This is a genomic window from Microbacterium sp. X-17 (assembly GCF_039615055.1).
In genome coordinates this window covers 414,678-427,127 of sequence record NZ_JBDHNI010000006.1, presented here as the reverse complement: position 1 = coordinate 427,127, position 12,450 = coordinate 414,678, and the positions used below count along the sequence as shown (strand labels likewise).

At 68.4% G+C, this 12,450-nt stretch carries 12 protein-coding genes and 1 pseudogene; 9 read left to right on the top strand and 4 right to left on the bottom strand.

Annotation, left to right across the window (positions count from 1 at the left end; all coding sequences use genetic code 11):
- Positions 1-26: 26 nt before the first annotated feature.
- Both ABCS02_RS28250 and ABCS02_RS28245 read right to left on the bottom strand, forming a co-directional pair.
- Complete coding sequence (locus tag ABCS02_RS28250) at positions 27-890, bottom strand: alpha/beta hydrolase (RefSeq protein ID WP_345839034.1); 864 nt, start codon at positions 888-890, stop codon at positions 27-29.
- A gap of 24 nt (positions 891-914) precedes the next feature.
- Positions 915-1,937 carry an SDR family oxidoreductase gene (locus ABCS02_RS28245; RefSeq protein WP_345839033.1) on the bottom strand — a complete coding sequence of 341 codons (1,023 nt, stop codon included), beginning with the start codon at positions 1,935-1,937 and terminating at the stop codon, positions 915-917.
- Positions 1,938-2,072: 135 nt separating this feature from the next.
- Here ABCS02_RS28245 and ABCS02_RS28240 point away from each other — a divergent pair, with 135 nt between their 5' ends.
- The 8 genes from ABCS02_RS28240 to ABCS02_RS28205 all read left to right on the top strand — a co-directional run bounded on the left by ABCS02_RS28240 (position 2,073) and on the right by ABCS02_RS28205 (position 9,536).
- A complete protein-coding gene (locus tag ABCS02_RS28240; protein ID WP_345839032.1) occupies positions 2,073-2,420 on the top strand; it encodes a hypothetical protein in 348 nt (115 codons plus the stop codon).
- A 28-nt stretch (positions 2,421-2,448) separates the two neighbouring features.
- The gene (locus tag ABCS02_RS28235) at positions 2,449-2,913 is read left to right on the top strand and encodes a hypothetical protein (protein WP_345839031.1); all 465 of its coding nucleotides are present in this window, start codon (positions 2,449-2,451) and stop codon (positions 2,911-2,913) included.
- Positions 2,910-3,551 carry a gluconate 2-dehydrogenase subunit 3 family protein gene (locus tag ABCS02_RS28230; RefSeq protein WP_345839030.1) on the top strand — a complete coding sequence of 214 codons (642 nt, stop codon included), beginning with the start codon at positions 2,910-2,912 and terminating at the stop codon, positions 3,549-3,551. The genes ABCS02_RS28235 and ABCS02_RS28230 overlap by 4 nt, the downstream gene beginning before the upstream one ends.
- Positions 3,548-5,179 (top strand): GMC family oxidoreductase, encoded by a 1,632-nt coding sequence (locus tag ABCS02_RS28225; protein WP_345839029.1) that lies wholly within the window; start codon positions 3,548-3,550, stop codon positions 5,177-5,179. Before ABCS02_RS28230 ends, ABCS02_RS28225 begins: the two co-directional genes overlap by 4 nt.
- Before the next feature lie 14 nt (positions 5,180-5,193).
- Positions 5,194-7,032, top strand: coding sequence for a thiamine pyrophosphate-requiring protein (locus ABCS02_RS28220; RefSeq protein WP_345839028.1), 1,839 nt, complete (start codon positions 5,194-5,196; stop codon positions 7,030-7,032).
- Positions 7,022-8,158: an enolase C-terminal domain-like protein gene (locus ABCS02_RS28215; RefSeq protein WP_345839027.1), complete on the top strand. Its 1,137-nt coding sequence runs from the start codon at positions 7,022-7,024 to the stop codon at positions 8,156-8,158. The genes ABCS02_RS28220 and ABCS02_RS28215 overlap by 11 nt, the downstream gene beginning before the upstream one ends.
- A gap of 93 nt (positions 8,159-8,251) precedes the next feature.
- Complete coding sequence (locus ABCS02_RS28210) at positions 8,252-8,761, top strand: DUF6328 family protein (RefSeq protein ID WP_345839026.1); 510 nt, start codon at positions 8,252-8,254, stop codon at positions 8,759-8,761.
- Positions 8,762-8,984: 223 nt separating this feature from the next.
- Positions 8,985-9,536, top strand: a complete 552-nt coding sequence (locus ABCS02_RS28205; protein ID WP_345839025.1) for a hypothetical protein — start codon at positions 8,985-8,987, stop codon at positions 9,534-9,536.
- 114 nt (positions 9,537-9,650) lie between these two features.
- On the opposite strand, the gene ABCS02_RS28200 is transcribed toward ABCS02_RS28205, so the two are convergent.
- Both ABCS02_RS28200 and ABCS02_RS28195 read right to left on the bottom strand, forming a co-directional pair.
- On the bottom strand, positions 9,651-10,217 hold the full coding sequence (locus tag ABCS02_RS28200) for a hypothetical protein (protein ID WP_345839024.1): 567 nt from the start codon (positions 10,215-10,217) through the stop codon (positions 9,651-9,653).
- 23 nt (positions 10,218-10,240) lie between these two features.
- Positions 10,241-10,654, bottom strand: coding sequence for a DUF4383 domain-containing protein (locus ABCS02_RS28195; RefSeq protein WP_345839023.1), 414 nt, complete (start codon positions 10,652-10,654; stop codon positions 10,241-10,243).
- Positions 10,655-11,174: 520 nt separating this feature from the next.
- Between ABCS02_RS28195 and ABCS02_RS28190 the strand changes: the two are divergent.
- Positions 11,175-12,364, top strand: a pseudogene (locus tag ABCS02_RS28190) (IS481 family transposase).
- Positions 12,365-12,450: the final 86 nt, after the last annotated feature.

The window sequence follows — 12,450 nt, the reverse complement described above, 5'->3', positions numbered from 1 at the left end:
CGTTGTCGCGCGCTCGCGAGCCGCCGTCACCGGGCACGGAAGAAGGTCACGAGCGCGTCCGCGAGCGCCTGCGAAGCCTCCTCCGCCATGTGGTGTCCGGAGTCGATGCGGCCTCCGGAGACGTCGAGCGCCCACTCGCGCCAGATCGCCAGCGGATCGCCGAACAGCTCTTCGAGGTCGTCCCTGCTCGACCACAGGGCCAGCGCCGGGACGGCGAGCCGGCGCCCGGCCCGACGATCGTCCTCCTCATCCGCGCGGTCGACCGTAAGCCCCGCGCGGTAGTCCTCCAGCATCGCCGTGACCACTCGTGGGTCGCGGATCGCCGCCTGTCGTTCGGCGAAGTTCTCCGCGCCCATCGCGGCCGGGTCGCCGCCGTACCAGGCCTCGGGATCGGCGGTGATCACCCGCTCCGGCGTCTCGGGCTGGGCGAAGAAGAACCAGTGATACCAGGCAGTGGCGAACTCGGGAGTGAGGCGATCGAGGTGCTCGACGATCGGGATGCAGTCGAGCAGCGCGACGGCGCGCACCACCTCCGGGTGGTCCATCGCCAGTCGGAAGGCGACGTAGCTGCCCCGATCGTGACCGGCGAGGAAGAACCGCTCGTGCCCGAGGAACCGCATGACCGCGACGATGTCAGCGGCCATCGCCCGTTTCGAAGCCTGCGAGTGGTCCGGCCGCTGTGCAGGAGCGGTCGACCGGCCGTAACCTCGGAGGTCCGGGACGATCACGTGGAATCCGGCAGAGACGAGGAGCGGCGCAACACGGTGCCAGGTGGCTCCGGTGCGCGGATGCCCGTGCAGCAGCACCACGGGCGGTCCGTCTCCGCCGTGCCGGACGTGGATCGTCGCCTCGTCCACCTCGACATCGCTCACGGAGAAGCCCTCGAACACGGAACGCACTGTACTCACGGAGGCTCAGCGTCGCGTGGCGCGACCTCCGACCGTCAGGAGGGCGGCAACGCCCAACGCCGCGCCCGCCGCGCCGAGCATGCGCCGGTTGCGTGCGGCCCACGCCTGGGCGCTCGTCTTCTTCGCGCGGCCGTCGAACGCGCCGTGCGTGCCGTGGTCGACCTCCCGGTCCGCCGGCTCCCACAGGTTGGCGGGCTGGTCGGCGGGCCGGGGTTCCTCGGTCTGCTGCGACTGGTAACCGGTCCGACCGAGGTACCGGTCGAGCAGGCCGGGGATCAGCCGGTTGCCGAGGATCGTCTGCACCGTCGAGGCCCCGACCCAGTACGCCCGTCGCGGCCGCAGTGCCGCCCGGACGATCGTGCGGGCGGCGACCTCCGGCTGGTAGATCGGCGGCACCGGCTGCGCCTGCTTCGGCAGGCGTGAGAGCAGCCACCGGAACTGCGGCGTGTTCATCGCGGGGAGGTGCACCATCGTGATCGCGACATCGCTGTGGTCGTGCAGCAGCTCGGTGCGCACCGACTCGGTGAACCCGACGATCGCGTGCTTCGCGCCGCAATACGCCGACTGCAGCGGGATGCCGCGGTAGGCGAGCGCCGAGCCGATCTGCACGACGGTGCCGCGGCCGGTGGGGCGCATGCGGCGCAGCGCCGCCATCGTGCCGTAGACGAAGCCGAGGTAGCTCACCTCGGTGGTGCGGCGGAACTCCTCCGGCGCGATCTTCCCGAGCTCGGAGAACACCGAGGAGAACGCGCAGTTCACCCACACGTCGATGCGTCCCCACTCCGACTCGACGCGCGCCGCCGCTGCCTCCACGGCGTCCGCGTCGGCGACATCCACCGGCACGATGAGCGCACGGCCGCCCGCGTCGCGCACCTCACCCGCCGCACCCTCCAGTCCTGCCTCGCCGCGAGCCAGGAGCGCGACGCTCGCGCCGTGCCGCGCGAACTCCACCGCGGCCGCGCGGCCGACTCCGCCGCTGGCGCCCGTCACGACGACGACCGCGCCCTCCAGCGTTTCGATGCGGCTCATGTGCGCTCCTTCTCTCCCGGTGCGATCCAACGCCGATGCTCCGCGCTGCCTCCGAATCCGGTCAACCCCTTGCGTTCACGCACAAGCGGGCATTCCATCCGGAGTGAGGCGTCGGGACGACAGGAAGGCACCACCATGACCGTCAAGCTCAACCGGAGGGCCCTCGATCACGCCCGCTCGCTCGTCGGAAAGGGCACCGTGGTCCGCGACGAACGGGACGCGTGGAGTGAGGACGCACCGAGCGCGGACGACGAGAACACCTACATCGACAAGCACGGCTGGGAGCAGTACGCGCTCTGGCACCTCGGCGAGGATGCCGAGAAGAGCGAGGAGACGAAGGGCCGCTACAGCTTCCCCTACGGCGACTTCGCCAAAGTCCACCGCTGCGGCGTCATCTCGCTGGAGAGCCGCGCGGCGCAGAACGACCACGACGACATCGCGCGCGCCTCCAAGAAGCTCCTCGAGCAGATCGACGGCGAGTGAGGCCGGCGTGCGACGAATGCACAAAGGGATGAGACGAGCCGCGCGACGGCGCACGCAACGCGCGGCCGTCGGGATCGACCGCCTGGTGAGGAACGTGGAGACGGGCCGGTTCGAGCGCTCGCTCTCCGCCCTGACGGCCGCGGGCGCCGTGGTGACCGCCGCGGAGATCTACTTCGAGCACGACAAGGCGAGCTTCGGCAACCGGTGGATGTGGGTCCCCGTGATCCTGGGTCCGGTCGGCGCGGTCGCCGGGGTGGCGGGATTCTTCAGCCGGACGGCGGCGAAGACGGCACTCCCAGTCGCCTCGGCCACGATCGTGGCGAACGGCCTGCAAGGCGTCTGGCTGCATGCCCGCGGCATCGGGCAGAAGCCCGGCGGCTGGCGCAACCTCCGCTACAACCTGGAGATGGGGCCGCCCCTGCTCGCTCCACTGCTGGTCACCCTTGTCGGCGGGATGGGCCTCTTGGCCGCCGTCCTGAGGCGCGAGAAGTGACCGCGCGCGATGTGAGCGACGCCGTCCCCGAGCGCTTCCCCGGTCTCCGCGTGCTCGACCAGGCGAAGCACTGGGACGAGGAGACCCGCTCGGTTGTTTTCGCGCGCGTCGGCCGTCCGGCGGACATCCGCTTCTTCGATGCTGCGGAGGAGGCCGCCGCGACCGCCCTGTTCGACCGTCTGCTGGACCAGCATCCTGAAGACCGCCGCGTGCCGGTGACCGCGATGGTGGACGCCCGGCTGGCCGCGAAGGAGACCGACGGCTGGCACTACGACTCGATGGCCGACGACTGGGAGGTGTGGCACACGAGCCTCGCCGCCCTCGACGAGGAGGCCCACGCCGTTCACGGCCGCGCCTTCGCGCAGTGCGGCGAACAGCAGCAGCTCGACCTCCTCTCTGGCATCAAAGACGGCGAGGGCGAATGGCGCGGCTTCCACCGGGCGCGCATCTGGAGCCTCTGGACGCGCTACGCCTGCACCGCCTTCTACAGTCATCCGGCCGCCTGGGACGAGATCGGTTTCGCCGGGCCGGCGTATCCGCGGGGCTACAAGAACCTCGGGCTCGACAGCCGAGAGCCGTTCGAGGTCGCCGACACGCAGCCCGACGACATGCCGCACACCGGGACGGCCGGCTCATGAGCGCGGTCCGCGAACGCAACGACTCCGCGTGGCTGCTCACGCCCGACGGCTCCCGCGAGGAACCCCGGCTGCGGCACCAGATGCGACGCTACGCCGACAGCGACGAAGTCGACATCGCCATCGTCGGCTGCGGCGCCGGCGGCTCCGTGATGCTCCAGCGCCTGGCACGTGCCGGCTGGGATGCGGTCGCGTTTGACGCCGGACCGTTCTGGGACCCGGCGCGCGACTGGGTGAGCGACGAGGCCGGCTCGCACCACCTCTACTGGACGGAGCCCCGGCAGATCGGCGGCGACGACCCGGTGCCGCTCGGCTCGAACAACTCCGGCCGCGGCGTCGGCGGGTCGATGGTGCACTACGCCGGCTACGTGCCGCGCTTCCACCCGAGCGACTTCCACACCTTCAGCGGCGACGGCGTCGGCGCGGACTGGCCGCTGGAGTACCCCGACCTCGCCCCGTTCTACGACGACATCGAGAACGAGCTCCCGGTCGCCGGCGAGGACTGGCCGTGGGGCGACCCGCACCGCTACCCGCACCGGCCGCACCCGGTGTCGGGCAATGGGGAGACCTTCCTTCGCGGCGCGTACGCCGCTGGCGTCGAGGCGAAAGTCGGGCCGGTGGCCATCTCGAACGGCCGGTTCGGGCACCGGCCGCACTGCATCTACCGCGGGTTCTGCCTGCAGGGCTGCAAGGTGAACGCCAAGGCCTCGCCGCTCATCACCCACATCCCTGACGCGCTCGCGCATGGCGCCGAGGTGCGTGCCGACAGCATGGTGACCTCCATCGAGGTCGACCAGTTCACCGGCCGGGCGACGGGGGTGCACTACGTGAAGGACGGCGTCCCGCGCTTCCAGAAGGCCAGGATGGTCGCGATCGCGGGCTACTCGATCGAGACACCGCGGCTGCTGCTCAACTCGGCGTCGGCGCGCTTCCCGGACGGGCTCTGCAACGACTTCGACCTGGTCGGTCGCTACCTCATGGTTCAGGGCGCGCCGCAGACCGCGGGCCGGTTCGAGCAGGAGATCCGGATGTGGAAGGCGCCGCCTCCCGAGGTGAGCACCGAGGAGTTCTACGAGACCGACCCGGCCAAGCCCTACAAGCGCGGGTACTCCATCCAGACCGTCTCACCGCTGCCGATCACCTGGGCGGAGCACGTCATGGCGCAAGGGCACTGGGGAGCCGACCTGCGCCGGTACATGACCGACTATGTGCACTGGGCGTGCCTCGGCGCGCTCTGCGAGTTCCTGCCGCGGGCCGAGAACCGCGTCACTCTGGCCGACGAGAAGGACCGCTACGGCCTCCCGGTCGCGCACTTCGCCTACTCGCAGTGCGACAACGACCGCGCCCTGGCGAAGGCCGCGCAGGCGACGATGGAGCGCATCCTGGAGGCCGCGGGAGCTCAGGAGACCATGACCGTGCAGCGGTACGCCCACCTGGTCGGCGGCGCGCGCATGGGCGCCGATGAGACGCAAGGGGTTGTCGACGCGGACTGCCGGTCGTTCGCCGTGCCCAACCTGCTCATCACCGACGGGAGCGTGCTGCCGACTCAGGGCAGCGCGAATCCCGCGCTCACCATCATGGCGGTCGCCGCGCGCGCGGCGGACCGTCTCATCCGGCATCCGGAGAAGTGAAAGAGGGACCAAGAATGGCGACGACAGTCAGCGAGTTCGTGATCGGACGACTGCGGGAATGGGGCGTGCGGCGTGTGTTCGCGTTCCCCGGAGACGGCATCGGCGAGTTCGACGGGATGCTCGGCAAGGCCGAGCGCGCCGGCGAGGGGCTGGAGTACATCCGTCCCACCCACGAGGAGATCTGCGCTCTGATGGCGACGGCGCACGCCAAGTTCACCGGCGAGGTCGGCGTCTGCATCGCCACCTCCAGCCCGGGCGGCTTCCACCTGATGAACGGCCTGTACGACGCGAAGATGGACAACCAGCCTGTCGTCGCGATCGTCGGCCAGCAGGGGCTGAACTCCTTCGGCACCTTCAACCAGCAGGAGAGCAAGCTGGAGCAGACGTTCTCCGACGTCGCCGAGTACGTGCAGACGATCGTGTCGCCGGAGCAGGCGCAGGCCGTGATCGACACGGCGTTCCGCACGGCGATCACCCGCAAGCAGCCGTGCGTGGTCATCCTGCCGCACGACGTGCAGGGGATGGAGATGGCGGCCCCCGGCGCGGAGATGTGGGTGTCCCGGTCCAGCGCTGTGCCGCCCTCGACCGCCATCGCGCCTCCCGCGGAGCAGCTCCGGGCGGCCGCCGACATCATCAACGCCGGCGAGCGGGTCACCTTCCTGGTCGGGCACGGCGCGGTCGGCGCGACCGAGGAGGTCCTCGCCGCCGCCCGCCTGACCGGCGCCGGACTGATGACGACGCTGCGCGGCAAGCAGGTCGTGCCGGGCGACGTGCCGTTCCACACCCAGCAGCTCGGCCTCCTCGGCTCGCGGCCGAGCTACGACCAGATGCAGGACTGCGACACGCTCGTCCTGCTCGGCACCAACTACCCGTACGGGCAGTTCCTGCCCAAGACGGGACAGGCCAAGGCGGTGCAGATCGACCTCCGTCCCGAGCAGCTCGGCCTGCGCTACCCCACCGACGTGAGCATCTGGGGCGACGTGAAGACCACGCTCGCGGCGCTCATCCCACTGCTGACCCAGACGGACGACCTGTCCTGGCAGGAGAAGGCCGCCTCCGGAATGCGGGAGTGGGACGACGAGCTCGCCGCCCAGGCCGAGCAGCACTACGACGACGGCGTGAACCCACGCCGGGTGTACCACGAGCTGAACAAGCGCCTCCCGGCCGGTGCGATCGTCACCGCCGACGCCGGCACGACCGCCGACTGGTACGGGCAGCACATCCGGCTGCGCGACGGGATGCGCGGCGACCTCTCCGGACGGCTGGCGACCATGCTCGCCGCGATGCCGTACGCGGAGGCGGCGAAGTTCGCCTACCCGGACCGCACGGTCGTGTGCACGATCGGCGACGGCGCGTTCCAGATGCTCGGGATGAACGAGCTGATCACGATCAAGAAGTACCTCTCGCGCTGGTCCAACCCGACCTTCGTCGTGCTGGTGCTGCACAACGACGACCTCACCCAGGTCTCCTGGGAGATGCGCACGGAGGACGCCAATCCGGTCTGGTCGACCTCCCAGGACGTCGAGTCGGTCGACTACGCAGGCTGGGCGCAGCTCCTCGGCTTCCAGGGCATCACAGTCACCTCGGACCACCAGATCGAGGCGGCCTGGGATGCCGCGCTCGCACATCCCGGGGTGACACTCATCGACGCGCACACCAGCAAGAACGTGCCGCCGCTGCCGCCGCACATCACGCTCGAGTTCGCGAAGAACACCGGCCTCGCGCTGCTCAAGGGCGACCCGGACGGGCTGGGGGCGATCAAGGACTCGGCGACCTCGCTCATCACCGAGGGCGTCGAACGGGTGAAGGGCGCGTTGCACCGCGACAAGCGCGGCGACAGCGATGACCACTGACGGGCAGGTGCGGGTGCGCTCGCTCCGGGCCGACGCCTACACGGTGCCCACCGCGACCGAGGACCGGAAGCGGCCGGAGAGCGACGGGACCATCCGCTGGGACAGCACCGGCGTCCTGGTCGTGACACTGGAGGCGGGTGGCGCCACCGGGCTCGGCTACGCGTACACGGCCCCCGCGAGCCTCCAAGTCGTCCAGGACGTGCTCTGGGCCGTCATCGCGAACGCCGACCCGTTCGACACCGAGCACCTGTTCTGGGAGATGGCGCGGGCCACCCGCAACATCGGCTGGGCCGGCGTGAGCGCGGGTGCGATCGCGGCCGTCGACATCGCGCTCCACGATCTGAAAGCGCGCCTCTGCGGGATCTCGTTGACGCAGCTTCTGGGTGGCGCGCACGCGAGCGTCGAGGCCTATGGAAGCGGAGGTTTCACGGACTACACCGACGGCGAGCTGACCGACCAGCTTGGTTCGTGGGCCGCTCAGGGCTTCCGCTCGGTGAAGATGAAAGTCGGCTCCAACCCGGCCGACGATCCGCGTCGGGTGGCGCTGGCCCGCGAGGCCATCGGCACCGGCGTCGAGCTCTTCGTCGACGCCAACGGGGCGTACGAACGCAAGCAGGCCCTCCAACTCGCCGAGTCATTCACCGAGCACGGCGTCACCTGGTTCGAAGAGCCGGTATCCAGCCAGGACCGTCAGGGACTCCGACTGTTGCGCGACCGGATGCCCGCGTCGATCCGCGTCGCGGCCGGTGAGTACGGGTACACACCTGCCGACTTCCGCGACCTTCTCATCGACGGCTGCGTCGACGTTCTCCAGGCCGATGCCACGCGCTGCGGGATCACGGGCTTCGGGATCGCCGCCTCGCTCGCCACCGCGTTCGGCGTCCCGCTCTCCGCGCACACGGCTCCCGCTCTGCACGCCTCAGTCGCCGCAGCCCACCGACCGGCAATCAACGTCGAGTACTTCCACGACCACGCGAGGATCGAGGCTCGGTTCTTCGACGGGCTACCCGTGCTGGACCATGGCGAACTCAAGCCGGACCTCTCCGCGCCCGGCCACGGGTTGACTTTGCGCGAACCCGACATCGACGCCCATCGCGTGCAAACCTTCGCGGTGGACGTCAACTGATTGACCCACAATGCTACGCATCCACAATCAGTTCCGTGCGCAAAGGGTGGCCCGAGCATTGCACCCGTTTCCTCCCAGGGGAACGATGGAGCGATGACTCAGACGCCGGAGCCGGAGGACATCGATCCCGAGGACGGACGCACGGAGTCCGCAACACAGCGCGCGGACCGCAACTGGAACGAGATCCTGCAGGAGCTTCGGGTCACCCAAACGGGCACTCAACTCATCAGCGGCTTCCTGCTCGCGATCGCTTTCCAGCAGAGGTTCAGCACGCTTGACGCATTCCAAGTCGACGTCTACCTGGTTCTCGTCCTCCTTGCCGCCAGCAGCACCGCGCTCGGACTTGCACCGGTAGCGCTGCACCGCCAACTGTTCCGGCACCACGAGAAGTCTCAGACGGTCGCCATCGCGGACCGGATGTTAAAGATCACGCTCGCCCTCGTGGCTCTGTTGACCTCCGGCGTCGTATTCTTCGTCTTCGACGTGACGCTCGGCCTCACAGCTGCCATAGTCACGGGAGTCGGAATCCTTGTCGCGCTCGTGCTCCTTCTGGTGTTCTTCCCTGCGATCGTACTCAGACGACTCCGCGGCACCAGGTCCTGACGCCAGGCCTCACCGGGTGTTGGCGCCTTCCCGGCACGAGCGAGCCCGAGGTGCTCACGCGCTTTGCGCGCCTGGCCGCGCTACGCCCACCTGGTCGGCGACGCACGGCCGAACCTGGGAAACCCCTCCATTGGGGGACAATCTCCCATCTGGATCTTGACGGGCTCCGGACAACCCCTGACGGCCGGAACCATTCCGGCCGCACAACGCAAGGGAGTTCGGAATGAACAACGTCACCAAGCGCGTCGGGATCCTGGGCGGAGCGGCTGTCGTCGCCTCCGGTCTGATCGTGGGAGGTCTCGCCCTTCCGGCGAACGCGGAGACGACCAACACCGACACCGCACCCGCCACGACCACGGCCGTGGCGCCGCACACGCTCGACTACCTGAGCGTGTCGGACATCCTGCACAGCGTTTCCGCTCCGGTCACGGTCGGCCCCGTCGTTCAGGGCCCCGTCGCGAGCGGCAACGCGAGTGGCAACACCGTCGGACCGGTCGCGAGCGGCGACCCGGTCGCCAGCGGCAACCAGGCCAACGGAAACTCCGTCGGCAGCAATGACTCGACCCCGGTCGGCAGCGGCAACACCACCCCGGTCGGCTCGGGCAACGACACCTCTGCCGGCAACGGCACGGGCGTCTCGGCTCCGGTCGGCTCCGGCAACACGACCGGCACGTCGCTGAGCAACCTCGGCGCGTCTGTGACCGACTCGGTCAACAGCGCTGTGAGCGACGCTCTCAAGGGCCTCAACGGCACCAGCGGGACGCTGGGTCGCTGACTGAGCTGCAGCACGACAAAGAATGCTTCGGCGCCCTGGCCATTGGTCGGGGCGCCGAAGCGTTATCCGGATGGAACCGGCGGAACTCACATCGCCGCTCCGGATCGTCACCCGTCAGTGATGATGGACAGTCACCGCCACGACGCCGGCATCCGTGAGCCCAAGGGCCGGGATGGTAATCGCACACACGACAACAGCGCTGAGGGCGAGAGCGACCACGAATCGCAGGGCGCCCGTGGCTTGAACGGCTGCGCGCCTGCGCCGAATCACAACCGCAACAGTTCCCGCGATCGCAAGATCGAGTGACGATGCGACGCCCATCGGTTGCAGCGGCAACGCCACGACAGTTCCGGACGATGCCGTCGCTGCGACCACCACCAGCGTCGCCCACAGCACGATCGGCACAAGCGCAAGTGCAGGGACGAGACGGAACAGCGGCGGCCGGTCGAGAGCCAGCGTCGCTGCCGCCCAGCCAAGCTCGACGAGCGCTGTGCACAGAAGCAGCCCCGACACGACGAAAGGTGCGCTGGGAGCCAAAGCTGCATGAAGCAGCCCGGCCCCCAGCGCGGCCACGGCGAGGAACGCCCGTGTCGTGGGAGCCACCCCGGGAGCACGCTCGGCCCGAATCCGAGCGGTCCGCGACTCCTCCACGATCGCTGCGCTTCCGTACATCCTGCTCATGGGAGAGCCGTGGCCCGTATCGGTCAGACAGTGGCCGAGCGGGAACGCACGGTCCGCTCGGCACCGAGACCGACACCGAGGAGCACGATGGCGCTCACCAAGTGGAGGAAGTGGTCCGGGGTGTTCAGCGCGAGGATGTTCGCCCCGGTCCCGACCAGGAAGAAGCCGACGATACCCAGCAGTAGGTACACAGCTCCAATGGTGGTGTTGGCCGCCTTCGCAGCGGCCACGCGGGTCAGGCCTGCGACAAGCAGCACGGCACCCACGAGCAGGTGGACGACGTTGTGCAGCGGGTTGACCTCGAAGATGCCGAGAAGCAGCCCGCCCTGGGTGGCCACAAAGCCGACGCCGCCCGTGAAGGCGAAACCGAGCAGGCCGACAAGTAGATAGACCGCGCCGAAGATCGTCGCTACCAGGCGATTAGGTGACGTGCGCATTCGTTGTTCCCCTCCGGTGACGAGGGCACGATCGTGCGCCTCGATTGTTATCCCGAAGGGTGGACCTGGTTGAGCCGACAAGGGAGCCCCTTGTAAATGTCTGAATTTCTGCTGTATGCGACCCGGAACCTCAGTAGCTCAACTCATCGACGCTTCGCGACGCTTGCTAACGGAGGTCTAGCTAACTCGGAGAAGGGCACCAAAGACGAGGCCAAGGAAGACGACAACCAGAGAACAAGAGATCAAAGAATAAACAAGCGAGAAGGAACGGCAAGGGGGAACGGATGAAGGGAAGAAGCATGAGTAGCCAAGAGCAATGCACGCAGGCACTTAAGTGGAACGGCTTTGTTATGTCTCAGGACATCGGTGACGAATCTGCCTCAGGACATCGGTGACACTAGGGCCCTGTTTGGTGGTGACACTTCTCCTCGATCTTTGAGGCATGAGCCGTGTCGAACCCGTTGATCCCCGTGTCCGTCTCGCGATCACCCAGTGGCCACCGGATGCACCGCGGGGGTCGGTGACCACCTTCTGCGCCGAGCACGGCATCTCCCGAAAGACCTTCTACGCGATCCGGAAACGCGCCATCGAAGACGGCCCCGCCGCCGCGCTCGAACCCCGGTCCCGGCGCCCTCGGGCCAGCCCCGCGAAGATCACCGAGGAGATCAAACAGCAGGCCATCCAAGTTCGGGCGGCGCTAGAACAGTCGGGCCTGGACCACGGCCCGATCAGCGTCCACGACCGGATGCAGCTGCTGCGGATCACCCCGGTCCCGGCGGTGTCCTCTCTGGCTCGGATCTTCCGCGACGCGGGCGTTGCCCGCCTCGAACCACGGAAACGCCCACGGGCCTCCTACCGCCGGTTCGTCTATCCGGCACCGAACGCGTGCTGGCAGATCGACGCCACCGAATACGTCCTCACCGAGGGACGCAAGTGCGTCATCTTCCAGCTCATCGACGACCACTCCCGCCTCGCCGTCGCCTCCCACGTCGCCTGGACCGAGAGCTCCCAAGACGCGATCACCGTGGTCGCCAAAGCGATCCGGCTCCACGGTGTTCCCCAACGCCTGCTCTCGGACAACGGGATGGCCCTCAACCCCTCCCGCCGTGGTTTCGCCGGCCAACTGACCACCTACCTCGCCTCCTACGGCGTCGAGGCGATCACCGGCAAACCGTTCAAGCCGACCACCCAAGGCAAGAACGAACGCTTCCACCAAACCCTGTTCCGCTACCTCGACAAGCAGCCCATCGCCGCCACCCTCGCCCAGCTGCAGGAGCAGGTCGATGCGTTCGACATCATCTACAACACCCAACGACCCCACCAAGCCCTCCCCGGACGGATCACCCCGCACCAGGCCTGGCAAACCACCCAGAAAGCCGAATCACCCAGGCCGCCCGCGCACGACTCCCGACTCGGCCGCCGTGACGACGGCATCCGCGTCAAACTCGTCGACCGCGGCGGCAGCGTCGAGTTCCACGGCATCCGCTTCGGCATCAGCCGCGACTACAGCAAGAAACGAATCGCGATCCTCGACACCGGCCCCACCATCATGTTCTTCGACCTCGACGGCACCCTCATCATCGAACAACCCTGGCCCTCACCCGGCGTCAAATACGTCTCCAACGGCCGACCCCGCGGCCGCCGCCCCAACCCACGACCAGACGAACCGTCACCGATGTCCTGAGACACCAACCGCTACCGATGTCCTGAGACACTTCCGCTTCCGATGTCCTGAGACAAGACATAAGTGGAACGGCTTGAAGTGTACGGTCGTACATAAGGGTGTACGATCGTAC